Origin of the sequence: Zhongshania aliphaticivorans, from assembly GCF_902705875.1 — a bacterium.
Lineage (GTDB): Bacteria > Pseudomonadota > Gammaproteobacteria > Pseudomonadales > Spongiibacteraceae > Spongiibacter > Spongiibacter aliphaticivorans_A.
The window spans coordinates 2893565-2913547 of the sequence record NZ_CACSIK010000001.1; the positions used below are offsets into that span (position 1 = coordinate 2893565).

Annotated in this window: 18 protein-coding genes; all 18 read right to left on the bottom strand. The window is 44.0% G+C overall.

Annotated elements, in window-relative coordinates; all coding sequences use genetic code 11:
- Positions 1-71: 71 nt before the first annotated feature.
- The 18 genes from AELLOGFF_RS13020 to AELLOGFF_RS13105 all read right to left on the bottom strand — a co-directional run bounded on the left by AELLOGFF_RS13020 (position 72) and on the right by AELLOGFF_RS13105 (position 19735).
- A complete protein-coding gene (locus AELLOGFF_RS13020) occupies positions 72-671 on the bottom strand; it encodes a flavin prenyltransferase UbiX (protein ID WP_159269142.1) in 600 nt (199 codons plus the stop codon).
- The gene (gene mpl, locus AELLOGFF_RS13025; RefSeq protein ID WP_159269143.1) at positions 668-2050 is read right to left on the bottom strand and encodes a UDP-N-acetylmuramate:L-alanyl-gamma-D-glutamyl-meso-diaminopimelate ligase; all 1383 of its coding nucleotides are present in this window, start codon (positions 2048-2050) and stop codon (positions 668-670) included. Before mpl ends, AELLOGFF_RS13020 begins: the two co-directional genes overlap by 4 nt.
- A gap of 274 nt (positions 2051-2324) precedes the next feature.
- Positions 2325-3119: a cupredoxin domain-containing protein gene (locus AELLOGFF_RS13030; RefSeq protein ID WP_159269144.1), complete on the bottom strand. Its 795-nt coding sequence runs from the start codon at positions 3117-3119 to the stop codon at positions 2325-2327.
- A 63-nt stretch (positions 3120-3182) separates the two neighbouring features.
- On the bottom strand, positions 3183-4073 hold the full coding sequence (locus AELLOGFF_RS13035) for a PepSY domain-containing protein (RefSeq protein ID WP_159269145.1): 891 nt from the start codon (positions 4071-4073) through the stop codon (positions 3183-3185).
- Between the two features lie 22 nt (positions 4074-4095).
- Positions 4096-4689, bottom strand: coding sequence for an FMN-binding protein (locus AELLOGFF_RS13040; RefSeq protein WP_159269146.1), 594 nt, complete (start codon positions 4687-4689; stop codon positions 4096-4098).
- Between the two features lie 18 nt (positions 4690-4707).
- A complete protein-coding gene (locus tag AELLOGFF_RS13045; RefSeq protein WP_159269147.1) occupies positions 4708-5169 on the bottom strand; it encodes a group I truncated hemoglobin in 462 nt (153 codons plus the stop codon).
- Positions 5170-5208: 39 nt separating this feature from the next.
- On the bottom strand, positions 5209-6246 hold the full coding sequence (locus AELLOGFF_RS13050) for a DUF3034 family protein (RefSeq protein WP_159269148.1): 1038 nt from the start codon (positions 6244-6246) through the stop codon (positions 5209-5211).
- Between the two features lie 1378 nt (positions 6247-7624).
- Positions 7625-8623 (bottom strand): TonB family protein, encoded by a 999-nt coding sequence (locus tag AELLOGFF_RS13055; protein WP_159269149.1) that lies wholly within the window; start codon positions 8621-8623, stop codon positions 7625-7627.
- Positions 8623-9123 carry an ExbD/TolR family protein gene (locus AELLOGFF_RS13060; protein WP_159269150.1) on the bottom strand — a complete coding sequence of 167 codons (501 nt, stop codon included), beginning with the start codon at positions 9121-9123 and terminating at the stop codon, positions 8623-8625. The genes AELLOGFF_RS13055 and AELLOGFF_RS13060 overlap by 1 nt, the downstream gene beginning before the upstream one ends.
- Positions 9124-9138: 15 nt before the next feature.
- Complete coding sequence (locus AELLOGFF_RS13065) at positions 9139-9702, bottom strand: ExbD/TolR family protein (protein ID WP_159269151.1); 564 nt, start codon at positions 9700-9702, stop codon at positions 9139-9141.
- A gap of 34 nt (positions 9703-9736) precedes the next feature.
- Entirely contained in the window at positions 9737-10384 is a 648-nt protein-coding gene (locus AELLOGFF_RS13070; protein WP_200842670.1) for a MotA/TolQ/ExbB proton channel family protein, read from the bottom strand.
- 48 nt (positions 10385-10432) lie between these two features.
- Complete coding sequence (locus AELLOGFF_RS13075; RefSeq protein WP_159269152.1) at positions 10433-10732, bottom strand: hypothetical protein; 300 nt, start codon at positions 10730-10732, stop codon at positions 10433-10435.
- Positions 10732-11331 (bottom strand): tetratricopeptide repeat protein, encoded by a 600-nt coding sequence (locus tag AELLOGFF_RS13080; RefSeq protein WP_159269153.1) that lies wholly within the window; start codon positions 11329-11331, stop codon positions 10732-10734. The genes AELLOGFF_RS13075 and AELLOGFF_RS13080 overlap by 1 nt, the downstream gene beginning before the upstream one ends.
- Positions 11315-14206, bottom strand: a complete 2892-nt coding sequence (locus tag AELLOGFF_RS13085) for a tetratricopeptide repeat protein (RefSeq protein ID WP_159269154.1) — start codon at positions 14204-14206, stop codon at positions 11315-11317. Before AELLOGFF_RS13085 ends, AELLOGFF_RS13080 begins: the two co-directional genes overlap by 17 nt.
- A 38-nt stretch (positions 14207-14244) precedes the next feature.
- On the bottom strand, positions 14245-15636 hold the full coding sequence (locus AELLOGFF_RS13090) for a hypothetical protein (protein WP_159269155.1): 1392 nt from the start codon (positions 15634-15636) through the stop codon (positions 14245-14247).
- Positions 15633-16169 (bottom strand): hypothetical protein, encoded by a 537-nt coding sequence (locus AELLOGFF_RS13095; protein ID WP_159269156.1) that lies wholly within the window; start codon positions 16167-16169, stop codon positions 15633-15635. The genes AELLOGFF_RS13090 and AELLOGFF_RS13095 overlap by 4 nt, the downstream gene beginning before the upstream one ends.
- Before the next feature lie 336 nt (positions 16170-16505).
- Entirely contained in the window at positions 16506-18224 is a 1719-nt protein-coding gene (locus AELLOGFF_RS13100; protein WP_159269157.1) for a bifunctional protein-serine/threonine kinase/phosphatase, read from the bottom strand.
- A 38-nt stretch (positions 18225-18262) separates the two neighbouring features.
- Positions 18263-19735 (bottom strand): NarK family nitrate/nitrite MFS transporter, encoded by a 1473-nt coding sequence (locus AELLOGFF_RS13105; RefSeq protein ID WP_159269158.1) that lies wholly within the window; start codon positions 19733-19735, stop codon positions 18263-18265.
- Between the last annotated feature and the right edge of the window lie 248 nt (positions 19736-19983).

Below are 19983 nucleotides of genomic sequence, written 5' to 3' on the forward strand. Positions count from 1 at the left end.
AATACCCGGTACTTATTATAAATAATGCTAACTTAATACTTGCAGCAAACCACCATGTTTACCGCTAATTATTATTCACCCCAGCGTGGCAACAATGTTTGTTCAATACCCAAATGATCCAGAATGCGAGCAACCACAAAATCTATCAGATCCGCCACACTTTGCGGCTGCCGATAAAACCCCGGTGAAGCTGGCATTATCGTCGCCCCCATTTGCGTCAAACTTAGCATGTGCTGTAAATGAATTGCCGATAAGGGCATTTCTCTGGGCACTAAAATAAGCTGGCGACGCTCTTTGAGTGCCACATCAGCCGCGCGTTCAATTAAATTATTGCTTGCTCCGCAAGCTATAGCAGAAAGCGTTCCAGTACTGGCGGGACACACCACCATCGAGGATGGCGCACCACTACCCGACGCAACCGGCGCCATCCAATCCTCCAAGCCATGCACTTTCAGCTGCTCCGGAGTACAGGAAAAGCGTTCGCATAAATGTCTTCGCAAAGCACTAGAGCGTGCAGGCAAGGGTTGATCCGTCTCAGTAGCCACCACCAAAAGCGCCGCTTTCGATATAATAAAATGTACTTCGCATTTGGCTGCCAGCAAACACTCTAAAAGACGTAAGCCGTACTGCGCTCCTGACGCCCCAGTCATTGCCAATGTTACTGCTTTCATTCGCCACGCTCCCAGCGCGTACGCAATGCGCGTAATAACCGCTGATGCACGCCACCAAAACCGCCATTGCTCATAATCACTAATCGGTCTCCCTCTTTAAGTGATAGCACCAACTCACGAATACTCGCATCCAAATCCGTACTGAGGCGCGCTGGCACCTGACTTTGCGAGATGACTGAATCCAACGACCAATCAAGACCAGGAGGCTGATACCAAATCACCTCATCAGCGCAAGCTGTGGCAGGCGCCAACCGGTCTTTATACACCCCCATACGCATGGTGTTTGATCTTGGTTCTATCAAAGCGACAATTCGACCACCCTCAACACGCCCCCTCAAACCCTTCAAGGTGGTCTCAATTGCCGTGGGGTGGTGGGCGAAATCATCGTAAACGGCAATGCCTGCAACGGTAGCGAGCAATTCCATTCGCCGCTTAACACCTCGAAACTGGCACAGCGCTGTGATACCGTCTTTTGCTTGAACACCGATATGATGCGCCGCCGCCAACGCCGCTAAGGCATTGTTTACATTATGTTCACCGGTATGATCCCAATTCACCTGCCCCTGCAGTACACCGCGATAAAACACATTAAAAACGGAGTAGTCATCACTTTGTACCTCAGCCTGCCACTCTGCCACTTGGCCTTGATGACTGCTGACTCGCTCAACTTCGCTCCAGCACCCCATTTCCAGCACCTCATTTAACGCTGGGGCTGCGGCTGGAACAACAATGCGACCAATGGCTGGCACGGTGCGAACCAAATGATGAAATTGTCGCTGAATTGCCGCCAAATCATCAAAGATATCGGCGTGATCAAACTCCAAATTATTGAGTATGGCCGTGTAAGGGCGGTAATGAACGAACTTTGAGCGTTTATCAAAAAAGGCACTGTCGTACTCGTCCGCCTCAATCACAAAGAAGTCAGACTGCCCCAAGCGCGCCGATAATCCAAAGTCACCGGGCACACCACCAATTAAAAATCCAGGTTGAAAACCACAGTCTTCCAAAACCCACGCCAACATACTACTTGTGGTTGTCTTACCGTGTGTTCCCGCACATGCGAGCACCCAACGACTTTGCAGGACATGATCACTCAACCATTGCGGGCCCGAGGTATAAGGAATTCCACGGTTTAACACATGCTCAACCGCTGGGTTTCCCCGCGACATTGCATTGCCTATAACAACCAGGTCAGGTTCAGGCGATAAGTGCGCAGGATCATAACCTTCCATTAAGGTAATCCCCTGAGACTCCAATTGCGTACTCATAGGCGGGTAAACATTGGCATCCGAACCCGTTACGGTATGCCCTAATTCACGGGCAAGAATGGCTAAGCCACCCATAAACGTACCGCAAATACCTAAAATATGAAGATGCATAAAATAAGAACACCGCGCAGAAAATACTGAGTGGCATGGTATCACTGCAATCGCGCCAGCTCTACGCTAACAAAGCAGTCTTAGCAGGAGCAAACCGCACAGACGGTATATGCAAGAAGAGTAAACGTTTATTAAAGAAACCAAGAGAGGGAAGCAAGAGGGTAAATCTTTTATCTCAATGAGATGGAGAGATTGCTTGGGCAAGTTCCTGTTAATAATCACATTGATAAATCGCCACCTTTGAGGACCTGTTCGAAGGTGGCGATCAGTACCATTACATTACAATAATAGTTCCGGACATTTTGTCACCATGAATAGCACAGATATACGGATATTCTCCTGGCTTATCAAAGGTGTAGGTAAAGCTCGAATGATGCCGCATTCTAGGGCTGCGAACATTGCCCATTTGGATAATATGATTAGAGCCATCTAAATTATCCCAGGTCACAGTGGTACCAGCTTTTACTTTCAATACAGTAGGAGTAAAGCGCATAAAATCCACTATTGACACCGTATTGGGCTTTTGATGCGCGGCATCAGGAGTTGGCGCGACTGGGCTAGGGCTAGGTGACCCCACCTTCTTAATGGCCATGCTAGACGATACCCTGCTAGGAACCGAAGGCGTTACTTGTTTTGGAACCGAAGGACTAGACGAGTGAACATGCACTGCACTGGGGCTGCTTACTTGCACAGCACTAGGGGCTACATGTGCAGAAGTAGAGCTTGCCATACCAGCACTTGCAACCGTGATCACACCTTTCATAGAAGAATGCAGACCGCACTGATATTTATGCACGCCTGGCTCGGAGAACATCTGACTATAATCATCGCCCTTTCGTAATCTAGGACTTTCTTTACCATCTATTAGTACAGTATGGGTAGAGCTATCCATATTTTCCCAAACTACACTTTGACCCGGCTGAACGGTTATTGCTTGCGGGCCAAATTTATAACTCTTAATGGCAACTTTAGCATCTGCTCCTGCTGCAAGAACATCGGCAGAAATAAACGCACCTAAAAACATAGTTGTTAATGCTGCAGCGGTATACATACAATAATATTTTTTCATAAAAACCTCCGACATAAGCCCCAGGCCAACACCACTGGACGGCTTAAAATAAATAATCAACACCTATTTCTTCTGACGTGCATTCCGCATACGGTTAGTTCGCCATGTCATCCAAACACCCGTAATAGAAAGTAAAACAGCCGCAACGCCAACAAGGTTAATTAAAGTAGTACCCAAACTACCAAATAAACGACCACTGTGCAAATCAATCAGCACTTGCTCAAGCGCTACTGTAGGGTGAGAAAAAGGCTCGACATCGGCTTTTGCTTCGTCAGGTAAACCTTCCAGTGCCGACCAAGAAACTCCATCTACTACATCCAGCTCATTCCAAGATAATCCATCTTCAGTGATGTACGTATTCTCACCTTGTAGCGCCAAATAAGCACTTCCGTCTTTTTCTAACAAACCAAGATTTCGAATATGACCAACAGGTAACATGAAGCCACTTTGCTCTTCAATGACCACACCCTCTGGTGACAACAAGGTTAGCTTATCGTTTGTTGCAACGTACAAGGTTTCGCCAAGCGCGTTATTTACATCAACAAAGCCAAGAGGTGACGGGATATGCTGAGCCAACATAGTGTCATTCAGCACTGTATTTTCTGTGGTAGTCACCAACCAGTGATCACCAGATCGAAATCCGTTTTCGGGAACCTGTGCATAAAGACCGTACATCGACATTAATGCAACCGAGTTCACCCGAATCGCATCAAGCCCCATACTGACACTTTGATTAAGCAGTACCCCACTAAAACCAAGCCAACCCATAAAAATGAAAGCAAACAAGCCAACCCGTTGGTGCCACTTTCTTAGTAGCATCGATACATTTAATTTAGGTTTTTTTTTCACTGCTGGCTTCACTGTTTTCATAACTGGTCTTGGTTTAACTGGCGCGTCAACTCTACCTGCCGCTTCTTGAACATCAGCTTTACGAAGCGCATTTTGATCATGCATACAACCCCCTTTACTACGAATTTCACTTCCCTACGAGAGAATCTAATGTAATTGCCGTTCGCGCCATACGCTTCATCATAACTACTGACAAAGTAGCCCCAGTAATATTATCAATGGGCTTATCTAGACTATTACCAGCTGCTTTAGAACCATTAATTTGATTAAGAAAAGAAGGTTCAGCTACCTGCTCACCACGAGATTCACGATAGACAAGCACCTTAGAAACATCGACAACACCATTGTTAATGACAAACCCACATGTGGTTGGCACATAACCTTCTTTACCAATGTCATCAAATATCCACACTGTTCTTTCACCGTCTTCCCAGTAGCGAACACGTTGCTGCGGGAATGAACGATTGAACACAGCAGAAATCTTCCGTTGTGAAGCGTTATCTAACATCAACATTTTTGGTGCAGGTACACTGTTATTGAACACCTCGGCCAAAAACACATCCGGGGTTTGGAATGTTTTATAAAGCTCAAAAGCTTTGACAGGCGTAGCGCCTAACAGAGCAACAAACAGAGCAACAAATAAAACAATTTTTGACTTAGGGGCAGAAACAGCGGCATCAAAAGATGCCGCCTCGCCCGCTTTTTCACATTGATAAAGCATGCGTTCTCCAGATACCGATTAACGAGTTACGATGGCGTGCTTATAAGGAGCCAAGCCAGCAATCATTAAGTTACAAGCCTCATAAGTAAGCTGAATACGCTCACATGAGTTATAGGCCGCTTCAACAACTGCATTAAATTGAGTCACAGTGATACCTAAATCAGAGTGAGCTGCAGCCATACTTGCACCTTGATATTCAGCATCATTTCCACCTAACACCACTTGAAGAAACTGAGTGTTTAAGAAAATTTGACGCTCAATATTACCGAACTCACGGAATACGTGGTTGATACGGTTATCAAGCATAATGTAGTAGAAAAGACCTTCTACCCAGTTGCGAACGCCCTCAGGACCACCAAACTGCTCAAGTGCATCAGCATCGATAGGTGGGTAAGTTGGGGTTTTACCTTGTGAAAAACTTGGTGCCGCCGCCACTGTTAGCATAAAAGCCATGGCCATAGTGCGAAATATCTGTTTCATAATTCTCTCCTGATTTTAAAAATAAGTTCTTAACTACAATTAGAAGCTGGCTTGTAATGACATGTAAAAACCGTGCTGATCAGGAGTAAGCGTGATATTACCTAACATCGCATATGCCATTGTGATAGATAGATTTTTACTTGGGAAGAAAGCAACAAAAGCATCAAACCAATCACTTTCTTGTTGCTCCAGGGTATTCTCAACACCGCCAAGACCTAGATCACCCAAAATACCTGTTACAGAAGTCAAAGACAGCCCAGAAACCTGGATGCTTTGCCCACTCTGGTTATCACCATGTTGAGCCCATTCCACACCAATTACGGTGTCTTTACGTAGCAAGTACGCTAATGACACTTCAGGACGGAATTCTTTATCACTCCCATCTGGACCACCAAAACCTGTTAAACCAGTCTGGTTAGCAGCGGTATAACGTGCGGTAATATTGATAAGGGTATTAATGGGGAAAAGGATTTTGGTCGCAGAAATATACGCTTCCCAATCCTTCGCTGTATCAGCACCCAAGGTAGTTAACAGCTCTTCGTTTTTATTGGTTTTGTAGAAACCACCAATTGCGATCTGAGGCATGAAACTATCAGAATCATAAACTGCATCACCCCATACACGCAATTTTGCACCGATGATTTCCATATCAATAGTGGTATTCCATGGATCAATACCAGTGTCTACCGGCACACCAAGTTCTTGAGTAAGATCATTTACTGTATCAACAACCAAACCTACAGTGTTAAACGTAGAGCCTGTTGTTAATGAACTGGTCGTGTACGACAATTCAAAACGATCCCAAAAACCGACTGCCACACCAAGAGAATGAAGTGTGTAGTTCGCCAGAGGCGCGTAGGTATAATGTACGTTACCGTTAATACCCTGATCTGTTCCGTAACCTGTAATTGTTGCCCAAGGTGTAATACCACCACCACCAGCGCCATCAATCATGCTAACGCCGCCCGTTGCCAATACCTTACCGTCATCAAACCAATCGGCGTGTGAGATACCGCTCGCGAGCATTGCTACGACTAATGCCGCACCTTTTAACTTACTACTTTTTGCTACTTCCATTTTGATGCTCCTAATCAATAGACAAACCACAATGCATAAATAAATGCCCCGCGTTCTCGCGAAAATTCTGTACCCAAAGAATAAAAATAATAAAAATTAGTTCGTGTTAATTCGTAATATCACTGTCTAACTTCACTATCCCTTGAGCACGAAATTCGTCTTTTTAAGGGTGCACTTCACAACTAGCAACGGCTGTGCCATATGGTAAAAGCACGTAAAAAACAGCCTCAGACAAAAACCAGAAGGGGCATTTATGGTGCATCTTTAGAGGTGACCGAACAGAAAGATGGCACCAAATAGGGCCAAAAAGCATGGTTTTCAACAATTAGCGTCACTTTATTGCTTGTAAAAATAAAACCGCAAAATTTCAGTGCACAGTTTTTTTTTGCACTGAAGTTCAAAAAAGACAAACCAAAAGCTCTGCACACTTATGCAGCCAAAAACAAGAAAGCCACTTGCCCCCACACTGCACTACATTCGAGCACCAACTTGGCATGCGCACTATCAACATCTGAGGGAATAAAAGCTTAGAAATAAATATGTCACAATAGTACGTTTAAAATACTATCTGTTATAAAACCGATAATATTCCAGAAATCATCACACTAATTATCAAAAACAGCATGCATATAGTGCGCAGACGCTCCAAATATAATCAAAAAAATCATACGCTGATGCAAAACCAACAGTATTAATCGCACCAAACAGAAACAAACCCCAAAAAACCTTATTTAAATTTCCTTAATTATTTTTCGTGTACATTCTTTTATCAATTTCATAAGGAAACCCGCTCCTCCTCAGGATAACCAAGCACTATTGGCATTTTAATTGCTGTTATATGACCAGAAACCCAAGGCCCTATTGTGTCTTATTCTAGAAATAGATTATTACGACTAGTACAGCTGAATTGATCAATATAGAAAGAGAGGAAGTAATATATACATTATCAGGACAAGCAATGGGTTTTGGATGAAGCATACACTACAGGAGAAACTAATAACTAAAGAGGCATTTTCTTATATCTCAAAGCTAAATTTGACTATTCAACGTCGAGCCACAGAGAATTATCGGTCATTAAGTAAACTACTGACACAAAGTCTATATAGATAGAACCCCATAGGATCAAAAATTACTTTGTCATTTCAAATGCGTTAATTCGGAAGACTAAAGTAAAGATCATTAATTTTCGGATTGCGGAGTTAGCTGTTAACTGTTGTTCCCCCCCTGAATGAGCAACTAGTTAACTCCGCCTTTTTATTGCCTAACCAACCCAACATTTTTCCAAACATTAGGTGGTTTATCAGCAAAGAGTAGATTAAAGCTCAGGCTAAGGTATGCCCCTAAATAATAGCTAATACTCGCGACATATAGCGATTAATTAGGATGGAACGTAGCTGATAGGATAACTATCATACACAAAGACAGGAACTGACTTACTTTCAAACCTTATTCTTTTAACTCGCTGAATAAGCTTCTCTTTCAAGTCAGGGTTAAAGAAACTAGACGATACAATTTTACAATCACTGACAGTCCCATCTGGCTGAATAGTCAAAGAGACAACAACGGTGCCCGTTCCGATGCTTGCATCCTTTCTCGCTGCGCGATTAAAAATTGCGTAAAAAGCACTTTTGCTCTTATCAAAAGCCAATTGGATTTCTTCTAAGCTTCGACCTTGCGGGCCTGAAGCTGCTGAACCACCCCTGGTAGCAGCAGCGACTTGTTGCCCTCCATCAAAAGATGAGACTTTCTGGGTAGTATGTTTTCCAATAACGAGCTTTTGACCTTGATCACTAATATTTTCCCCGTTACTTACGCCGGATTTAATTCCATTACTGCTCGTACTAAGGATATTATCAGAAGGTGCATTCATCTCTTCCAAAACACTACCCCTATCACGCAGTGTGTTAGCAGATGCAACAGCGGAAGAATTGGTTTCTCTCATTACTGCCAACTGTTCACTAAAAGCCATAACCCCACTTGCTGCAGCGACTTTCTTCGCAGCGGCAACTTTGTCTACAGCTTTACGCTCTGCAACTTGATTCGCTTTGGGTTTAGGAGCTGGCACGGCCTTCTTTACCACTTCGACGGGCTTAGGAGGTATAACTTTTTTTTCTACCACCTTTTTTTCAACCACCTTGGGTAACTCAAGTTTTGGCTTTTCTATCGGTGCAGGCTTAATGATTTCTAAAAAGTAGTCTTCCTTTTTTTCTTCAAGCAAATCATCTGATGGCGCCATCACCCAATAAGACATCGCAATGAGCAAAACACAGGTGACACCAAGAACATTAATAAGGATTTTTCTGAAGCGTCTATCTGCATCGAGATGAATCCCCCAGCTATCGAATCCCAGCATATTATGTTCAATCGTATTACTCATCAGCCATCACTCCCTTCAAGTGCCCTCACTGCTAAGGATACTTTACCGAATTTTGCATCAACACAGGTGGCCAATACCTTTTTCAAAAGATGGTAAGGTGTTTTATGGTCTGCAACGATATTCACATCCAAAAGGCCTAGCTCATCATCTGGTTTTTCTGATTCATTTACTTTGGCATCGAGGGCTAACGATAAGATTGCAAGCACTCTCTCTTCGTCCAACAGCGCCGCTTCTACACTCATCACGACATCTTCATCAACCAAAATACTATCATCACTAATGGCAACGGCCACCGTGCGTACTGCCTTTTCTTGCGACACAGAATCAGGCAATTTCAGATTTTGGTATTCTGGAATAACCTCAACAACTAGGGCATTTACTAGTAAATAGAAAACAAGGATTGCAAAAATATCAATAAGCGATACAACATTAATAGAAACCTGTCGTTTCGCCTGTTTAATCTTACGGATAATGCGCCTATCGGCAGCTGAGTAGCTCATTGACTTCCTTTACCTTTAATCCGTGTTTAGATCTACGGCGGCATCACCCATAGAAATCCCAGGGAAAAGCGCGGTTTCTGCGGACGCATCAGATGAAGATACCGGCATTCTAAGCACATCCATTACCCGTATAATTTGTTCATAAGAAACCTTATCTTCTACCAGCAAGCTAACCCGCTCTTCCTCAGGGTGTTGCGCTTTAATTTCTTTCAAACTATCTAATAGAGCAGTAGCGTCAACTTGGCCATTAACAAATTTAATGCTGTTCTCTTCCCCCTCTTGTGAGACTACAACTTTATCAGCATACAAACTGACAGCTAAATGAAAGTCATCATCTGATTCAGCCGGCGAATTACTAGCAACAGGGATCGTCAAATTCAAGGTGTGTAATTTACTCGCAGAGATAGAAGAACCAACCAGCAAGAAAAAAACCATTACGGCAAAAACATCAATCATCGATACGATATTTAATTCTTCGTCGCTATTGCTTTTCAGCTTCCGCTTCAATCGACGAGTCCGTCGGGAACGCCGACAATCTACCTCATCGTAACCGGGTTCACTTGGAAATATTGACGTCACAACCGCTCCTCATGTATTGCCTAATACTGCGCTACTACTTGACCTGAATCGCATTACTATTGCTCACCAACGATACAAATCTTGCACACGCCGATTCCAATGTATTGACCAACTCTTCCGCCTGACTCTGAAGGTATGCATGAGCAAAGAGACTGGGTATAGCCACCATTAAGCCAAATGCCGTACAACTCATCGCCTCTGATATACCCGCAGAAAGTAGATTGGCTTTTTCAACTGGATCTGCACCACCCAATGCACCAAATGCTGTAATTAAGCCAAGTACCGTTCCCAGCAAACCAAGCAAGGTTGCTGCGTTCGAAAAAGTGGCTAGATAATGAGTCCGGCGCTCAATAGTCGGCAATATCGACACCAAGCTATCCTCCGTCGCCATTTCCAGTTCTGCACGACGCGTTGATGTGCTCGCCTTCAGCAAGCCCTCATTTAAAATACGTGCGACTGCCACATCGGAATCGACAACTAAAGCTTCTGCTTCACTGAGATTGTTTTCGCCAAGTAAAGGAGAAACTTTTTCCCACAAACGTCGATTTTCTCTCAGGGCTTTTCCAATAAAAATATATCTCTCAATACTGATCGCCAGTGCAAAAGCAAGCACAACGGCAATCGGGTACATAAAGTGCCCACCATTGTTAAAAAAAACAACGAAGCTATTGATCGCTTCCATATAAAACCCTCATAGAAAATCATAAAAATTCAAAAACAAAATCTAAAACTACCAATTATTTCTTTGCAAACGCCAAAGTTGGTAGTCACGCTTAGCTTGTTCCCACTCTGCCTGGTGTATAAATTCTTCTGCATCAATTACTGCAATATTTTCATCTAACAAGCGAGGTGGTCTATCTACATCGCTCAATTCTTCATTTTTCCACGGCATTAGATACAAACCAACAGCAGCGGCAACATCGCCATGCACAGTCATACCCATAACGACATCGCTATTGCTTGAGCTCTCATCAGAATAAGAAAATGGAATCGTAAAAAAAATATAACCTAGAAATAGAAAATATTTCATTAGTCGACCTCCCCATTTGATGCCACATAATTATTGATACTTTCTTCTAAGTTATGGATCCAAGCGCTAACTAGATTATTAGTCTCTCCAGTTAGCGACTGATACAACTTATAATGTATCAACGCATCTTTTGGTCTAGATAAATTTTCTTCATATAATATTGCAAGATTTAGATGAGCTTCAGAATATTCTGGATCAACCTCGATCGCACGTTGATACAAAATTGATGCAGAGTAATAATCCTTTTTAATCTTGCTAATATAGGCAAGCCAGTTCATCGCCACCGTGTTTTGTGCTTGGCGCTTCAGTGCTTCCTTAAAATGTCTTTCAGATTCTATGTAATTCCTTTGATTAGCGTAAATGATGCCCAAATTTGTCCAAGGGCCAGTATAACTGGGAGCCTTTTGAGTAAGCGCATAGAACCCATTCCTAGCTGATTCAATATCACCATTCTGCATGGCGACGATGGCCTTATCATAATCCTGAGAGTACTGTCGTTGAGGCCGATCTCGACTTACCGCCTGCTGGGTCGAACTGGAGCAAGCAAGTAATAGACTAGCCAGATAGATCAGCGCAATTGGCTTAATATAATGAATCATAAACTTTCTCTAACTTAGGCTGCTTACCATATTTAGCTGGTGCTAATTTGGCCAATGCAAATAAACTTTTCCGAACACCTGATGTCCAGACACCTTCACCGACTAACGCCATATTTGTTTCATATTCTGCAATGGCTTTCTCTTCAAATGGATAGGCCTGCTCTTCCAAAAGAATCATATATTGCTCAAGTACATCGTCGTCCATTTTCTTAGGAACTTCAGACTCCATTAATGCTATTGCGAACTTCCGATACAACTCACCCAACTCAAAGTTCGCCAAAGTACTTACATCAGAGAAACCATATGATGAAGTTTTCATCAGCGCTGATATCGCTTTTTCCATTGCTGCACGGCGGCGAGGTAAGCTTTTTTCAATCGGTAGAGTAAGAGAAACCGCATTAGCTCGCTTCACATCTAACATTGCCAAGGTATAACTTGCATCAGCAGCTAAAAGTTGCGATGCGGAGTTATTTCTCCCTGAAGTCTCGTCAGCAACAACAATATTTCGCAGCCACTTGAGGTGCGTAGTAGAGTTCACTGGGTATAAGCCCGCAATCATAAGGCGTATCTTCTGGGCCTCACCCAAGGGATTGGGGTAGTTTTTTAAATACGAAGTAAGAACACGCTCACCGTCTCCATTACGTCCCGCAGAAATATAAAGCTTACCCGCTGTCAGTTGCGCTGTTCTACGAAGCGCTGCTGGTGATTCTTTACGATGAGCAATGCGTTCATACACAGCCGCAGCACGCTGAGGGTTTGCTGATTTTTCATACGCGATAGCTAACATCTTCTCTGCATCGAGTATCATTTGGTGGCCGCTGAATTCTGATACAAATTGATTTAGTACGCTGGCACTCTGCCCCCAGTCTTTAAGTTCATACAATTGACCCGCAGCATTAAACATTGCATCTGCCACTAGTGTCTTATCCGTTGACAAACTCGCAGCGCGTTGAAATAAATTAGCAGCGATTCTTGCTGCGCCGTCATCTTTAGCCTCTTCAGCTTGACGATATACTGAAATCGCCAACCGGCTCTGTGCAAGATTTTTTAAATCATTACTATCCGACTCTATTCGAGGCACAAGAGCAATATAGAATTTTTCAGCATTTACATAATCTTCTTTAGAAAAATACGCGTCAGCTAAAAGCCCTAGTGCTTTGTTGTGAAGACTTTCATCCTTCCAGTTACCCGCATTAACAAGCGGTAAACTAATGGCTATAACATCGTTAAAATTATCTAGCTGATAATAGTCTTCTGCTGCAGCTAGCAGCATAAAGGACCGTTTCTCGTGTGTTGGATATCGTGATGCAAAAGCGGATATTGATTCAAACACCGACTTTCGCGATTCACTTAGCACATCCTCACTTGCACCCTCACGCTTTAAGAGCTCAAACCATTGTCGATATGATTTAACTTGTGCCAGCGCTGCATCAGCTGGATTTTCAGTCAGGCTAGGTTCATAGGCTAATTTTCCGTACTGTATGGCAGCCTCATCAAATCGATCCGACTCATACAGCGTATCGGCATAATGCGCTATATTTTCTCCATTACTTTTATCATTTGGGAAAGTAGATATGATCTCTGCATACCGATCTGCCACCGCTGAATAATGCGGCTTAGCATTCGAGTTTTGTTCTTTAGCGAGCTGCTGAGCCTCAGCGTGTCGATACGCAACAACCGCCTCCATATATTGATGCACTAATTCGCGATGATTTTCATTATCTTCTTGGTCTTCCCACAATTCACTGCCAGCCCCATACGCAGCAATGTATTGCTCCTGCGCTGCCACAGCCAATCCTCTAAACCCTCCATTCACATACTGTTCAATTGCCAATTCACTATATTGCTTTGCTAGCTCGTGACTTGGATATTGTCGTGAGAACGATTCATACATAGACGCAGCATCGGTGTATCTTTTTTCCTGACTAAATATTTCAGCCACACCGCGATAAATGACAGGATAATATCGACCAGAATTACCGGCCAAATAGTCGTTTATATCTTCTATTTTGCTAAATTTGGAAAAAGCCTTACTCATGCCGCGAACAGTATCTCTTACAATTTCAGCGTTATTATCAATTGCTGAAAGTAATATATCTTCCAGAGTCGCTGCGTCTGATGAAAGATCTACTTCATTTAATATTTGTGCAAATGATGCTACCGATTCACGGTAGTTATCTAATTGATAGTAAGTCCACGCTTGCTTGTACTGCGCTAACCACCAAAACTCAGCATCCGACTCAGCTGTGGTAATTCGCTGATATTCAACAATGGCTTCCTCATAACGCTTGCGAAGATATAGCATCTCAGCGGCTCGAAAAGAGGCTTCACTAACACGCTTTGATTGAGGAAATTCCGCAGACAGCTGTCTTAATACATCGATGGAACGATCACCCATACTATTAAGATCATAGGCTCGAGCCAATTGATAAAGTACAAGGTCAGCAGCACTGTAATCGGGGTAGTCCGTGAGCAACTGTGTATATAATTTAATCGCTTCGCCCAAACTCTTATCCTGCTCATCAACAGATCCACTATCTTGATTAGATGACACAAGATGTGCTGACTCAGAATCTGCATACTCTAGCTTCAGATCTGCAGCTCGGCGCAGAGATTCAGCTCGCACCGCCGGTTCAGCACTTAAACTAATAACCCTTTCATAATGCTCAATCGCTGACAATCTTGCATCTTCGATAGCCTGTGCTGCATTTGGTATCTCTCGCTTGGGTGGCTTCTGTGTGATTAAGCGATCAGGATTTTGCCCACTCCTATCTAAGTACTCACCAATAGTCTGCCTTTCACCATCGACACTTGCATAGCTAGGCAGCACCCATGATAGCGATACTAGTAATAGCAAGGCCCTAGATTCAGCCATCGAAAATTCACATACTTTGGATAAGAAATAATCAAGTCTCATGATTCGTTTTCACTCCAGACAACACTAGACAGCTGTTGACGAAGACGCTCATAATTTCTAGCTAATGCAAATTCCGCCTCAGCAGAATAGGCCTCAGTTCTACGTCGGCGTTCGGCTATTTTTTCTAATGCTATTTTTTCTAGAGCGGCAGACCAATAGCTACGATGGTCTTCAACCTCAAGTAATAACCGCTGCGATTTATCCTTATTAACTCCCCCACCACTACCTTCAATGGCCGAGTTTAATCGGGTATAAATCCTATCTAACTGGCGAAACTCACCAAGCGCCTCACTAAAGCCAGGCGCATCTAGTATTAAGCTCAGATAACCGCCCATACGCTTAGCGGTTAAATCACTCAACCAAATATTCCAACCGTTATCTTCTGCCTCATCAGCGCTACGGATACTCTTTATTAAACCGCCGCTACGAATATCTTCCTCAATAACATCTAAATCAGTAATCGCTTGCTTTAAGCGCTCTACAGCAGAGGTATAATATTGTTGGGCTCTCGGCTCTTGACCGTCCCAGTGCAACATTAAATACGGAATAATTAACATTACTTCCTGCACTGCAGGGTCAAGCGGATCGCGACTGATTAACTCCATCCACGGCACCATTGCAGCACGCAAGTCTTTTTCTTTTTCACCCTTGGCTACTGCCCATGCACGACGAAAAGGGGACTCTCTACGAGACCAAGCGATGTCATCTTCTGAGCCTGACCACAAGTAGTCACTTACGACCACGTCACTTTCAGACTGCGCTGCAAAACCGACTTTATTTCTTTGTGTATTTGGGCTCAACAAGGCCCAACCCAAACCGACTAGCGCCTTATTAGCATAAGAACTTAAACGCCTAACTTGGCGAAAATAATTTATTGCAGCAACATTATCGCCTGCTTCAATATAGTAATAACCCAAACTTAAATTGGCCTTATCTTGAAGCAGTAAATTATCATTTTCTCCGTATTCCCCTGTGGAAATAGCGGTTAGAATTTGTACTCCATCCTGCGGAGAAGGCGATTTTAATAGTGACACTCCACGATTATAGTTTTCATAAAGATGAGACTGGGGCGCTTGAAGCCCGTCAACATTCGCGGCGGATAATATTGAAACACCAACATCGTCAACGCCCAGCCCCAGCTCCGCTATAGCAAGCTTAAAGGCCGCTACCATTTCATTTGAGATGGCTAACTGCCCACCCATTTTCTGCTCAGCTGCAGCTGCTTCTGTTAGGGCATCAAATGGGCGATGGGTTCGCGCATTGAAATAGGCCGCTCGCAATCGCGGGTCTCGCCCCGTGCCAGGAGAATACTCCTGAGAATAGCTATCAGAAAACACCACTGAACTTAGCGACGCGGCCATTAACGCCATCAATATTGATAATTTCATAGCGTGGGCCGCCAGTCTCGTAATGCCAACTCTGCGCTACCCATCATATTTGTCATGCCGTTACTCACAACACCTAACTCTATGTGTGTTTCACTATTAACACTCACCATTTGATCTAATCGCAGAAAGGTACGGTCAGCATTCGGCCCAGCATCATTTGGAAGGGCAATAATTTCAGCTCGGATTCGGTAATTTCCAACAGGTAATCGTAATTTTTCAATTTCGTGAAGGCCGCCATCTAACAAAACATTAGATTCAATTTTACTGTAGGCATAACGCACTGGGGTGCGATCATCAATTTGTATCTTAGCCGCTTGCACAACAAGGGTTTCAGCATTATTTCCAACATAGACTGAAACACGATTCAGCTCACCCGAATTGGCATTTTCTGCAGCCTTAATTGTTGCGTAAAAGCGCAGGGCTTCAGCCTTCACATCCACTAATTCTGTATCACTCGCAAGACCACTTTGCGACCCCACGACCAGAATTGAAATCAGGAGCTTTTGTATTTTTTTCCATGAAAAATACATCATAATTTATTCGCCACCTAGATTAATTACGCTCACTTTGCGACATTAAAATTCGTCCTAAGTATTACAACAACTACAACTCTGCAAGAGCCGCGCCAATGAGTTTTAAAGCTGAGGTTATTACCTAGCCAAACCGTAATTGAAAATATGAAGGCAAGAAAAATGAGGAGTAGCACACAAAACCAAGCGGAACAAAAACGTATCGTCAACGTATTGGACGACCTATCTCGCCCAAAGAATTAGCAAACGCACCACTTTGGAACAAATTTATATCTACTGTAAAAATCCACGACGCACCACTAGGACACAATTATTCCACTGCGTGACAACTAGGGTGCGCTACTTCAGCAGCGACCACAGCAAACACAAAAATAAAACGAGAGATGTTAACTGCCAAGCCAATAGAGGGTTGCGACCAAAAAGTGGCTGAAATTCATCACTCATAAACTGGGGATTAGGATGCTCCAAGTCATAAACAAACTCCGAAACATCACTATAGCGTAGCTCAGGTGTAACACTTAACGCACGGCTCAATGCAGCGTCTAGCCACAGCGGCACATGCGGATTGTAATGACAGGCAGATACGTACTCTAGACGAGAAAACGCGGCCACACTTGTGCAATTTGGCAATTTTCCTCGGTATGGCGCATGCCCCGTTAGCATCTCAAACACAATCACCGCCAGAGAGAATTGATCCGAGCGAGCCGTCGGACGCCGCCCCAAAACATGCTCAGGAGCAGAGTACTGCGCTGTACCCAACACAATATCACGCTCAATAGGCACAGCAATCTCAGCCAACCCAGCAACATAGCAGGAACCAAAGTCAATTATTTTAATCGCACCATCATCACCCACGAGTATATTGTCAGGCTTTATATCTTGGTGGTATGTATCGCGTCGATGCATGCTCTGCAGCCCTTTCGCCACCGGCACGATCATTTTCAACATACTCTGAGTGGCAGGCATAGGGTTACTTTCCATCCATTGCCCTAAGGTCAAACCCGGCGAATAGGCAGACAGATAATACAGACAACTAGGCGGCTTGGGAGGCTCAACAATATCAATCACGTATTCGCTCTGAATACGCCGACCAATCCAACCTTCCAATATAAATCGCTCTATGTACGCCGGGTCATCATTATAATTAGCCGACGGCGTCTTCATCACATAATGCTGGTCAGCGGTAGCATCATAAACCTTATACAGCTGACTCCGAGGACTGGCATGAATCTCTTCCTCTATCACCAAGCCATCCAGAATCATGCCTGCGTTCAAGGGGGGCGGAAACGACAACTTCGTTAATTTGCGGTATACATCACCCGCATCCTCCAGAGGTAAAGCGTCAACTCGCAACAACTGACAACTCAAATTATCATCACTGCCCGCCGCCAAGGCCTCATCGATCAAACTCTGCGCCGCCGCGCTTAAAACCCCACCGCAACTGTTAAGAATAGTTAGCATACCAGCACTACTAAGTACGTCGTGAATACCATCCGTACTTAATAAAAAAACATCGCCAACGGCAACATCCGTAGCGCGATAATCTACATCTAAATTAATATCCAGCCCCATCGCCCTCGTCAAACAAGGACGACCACGACCTATTGGCATAGCATGATCTCGCGTAAGCTGTTCAAGAACCCCGCTTCTTAAACGATATATGCGACTATCACCAACATGAAATAAATGCGCTGTTTGAGATTTAAAGATCGCAATACTTAGCGTAGAAACATAACCTTTCTCCGCCTGCAAATAATGCTGCCCCTGGCCGTAAAGCCAACGATTTAAGGCATTGAGCACTTGTTGCGCAGACCGCTTAACCGACCAAGAGTCTGGCGTAGAATAATAATCACTTAAAAAACTTGTGACACACGCTTCTGCAGCCTCCTTTCCTGCCTCTGACGTAGACACGCCATCAGCGATTACCGCCACCGCACCCTTGGTAGTAAGTTGTTGATTATCAGGAACGCGAATGCCAAGACTATCTTCATTAACACGCTTTTGCCCAGCACTGCTGTACTGGGCAATCGACAACGTCAAGCCGCCACTAAAGTGCATCAGCTCTACCCCAAAGGCCAAGTCATAAGATGGACACTTTAGCTTACTTCGATCAAAGCAACACTACCATCCTCATTCAACTCGGCAGTGTGACCTTGCGGCTCCTCCATGAACTGGACAGCTGCAAATACAATGGCCGCACACGCTGCAATCACCATAAAGAAATCAGCATTACTCACAAAAGATAAAACGGTTAGAAAAATAACTGCTCCCACATTACCGTAGGCTCCTGTCATCCCCGCAATCTGACCAGTCATACTGCGCTTAACCAATGGCACAATCGCAAACACCGCACCTTCACCCGCCTGAACAAAGAACGAGCAGCACATTGTCGCTACTACCGCCAACCAAACCGGCCAAGCTGAATCAATCTGACTCAACACCATATAGCCTACCGCCAGACCAGCAACAAGAATCGATAACGATTTACGACGACCAAAATTGTCAGACAAATAACCACCACCAGGACGAGCAGCAAGATTCATAAACGCAAAACCCGAGGCCAACATACCTGCCGCAACAGCGCTCAATGTGAATGTTTCCATAAAGAAAAGCGGCAACATGGAGACTACGGCCAACTCAGAGCCAAAGGTCACAAAATACGCAACATTAAGAATAGCAACCTGTTTAAACTTGTACTGCTGCATTGGCGGTGTAGGAACATTATTCAATACATCACTATTAACACGCAGAATTTGACTAACCTGAACAACAAACAACACCGCCAAAACTATATACAAGCCCAGCGAAGCCATTTCGTTAAGCATGCCCAAATTTGCCGGTGACAATTTCCAAGTCAGCACAGCAAGCGCTAAGTACATCGGTACGCACATGATTATGTAAAACACCAAATCACGTTTATTACTAACAACTAGACCACCAGACTTTTTAGGTTTGAAATATGTCGAACCCTTTGGCGTGTTGCGAGCGCGCCAATAAAAGAAAAAACCATACGCAAACGCGAGCAGACCCGTGGTTGCTATAGCATAACGCCAACCGTTTTCCCCGCCATAAATTAACGCCAACGTGGGCAAACTCATTGCAGCCACCGCCGACCCAAAATTACCCCAACCGCCATAAACACCTTCAGCCAAGCCAACCTGACGAGCAGGGAACCACTCCCCAACTAGACGAATACCAATAACGAAGCCGGCACCAATGAACCCCATCAAAAACCGCAACAAAGCTATCATTTCATAGCTATTCGCCATGGCGAAGGCCACACAAACAAGGCCACCCGAAATCAATAAGGCGCTAAAAACAATACGAGGACCAAATCTATCTACCAACATCCCCACAATAACTCGCGCTGGTATTGTTAATGCCACATTCAAAATCATTAACGCCTTAACCTGCTGGGTATTCAGGTCGAACGCTTCTTTAATAGCCGACAACATCGGCGCAAAGTTAAACCACACAACAAAAGTTAGGAAGAAAGCAAACCAACTCAGATGCAGTAGCCGAATCTTATCTTGCTTGAGATCAAGCACATTTAAGGTCGAGGAAGACATTCACCGCTCCATTTTAAGTAAAAGGGTATCTTCCGAGCGATGAGCAATCACTATGCCAAGCAGCTCCGCGACCACACAAAAAATAAACTAAACCGTTGATTCAAAAGAATTATTTTTATATTAAAGAGCTTAAGTCCATATTTTGCACCAAAACAGATCACCGGATATTACCCCTCAAACCAAAACAAGCGCACCACAAACGAACATTACGCCCTATCAAACCCCACTCCCGATGCTAAAACCGCTAG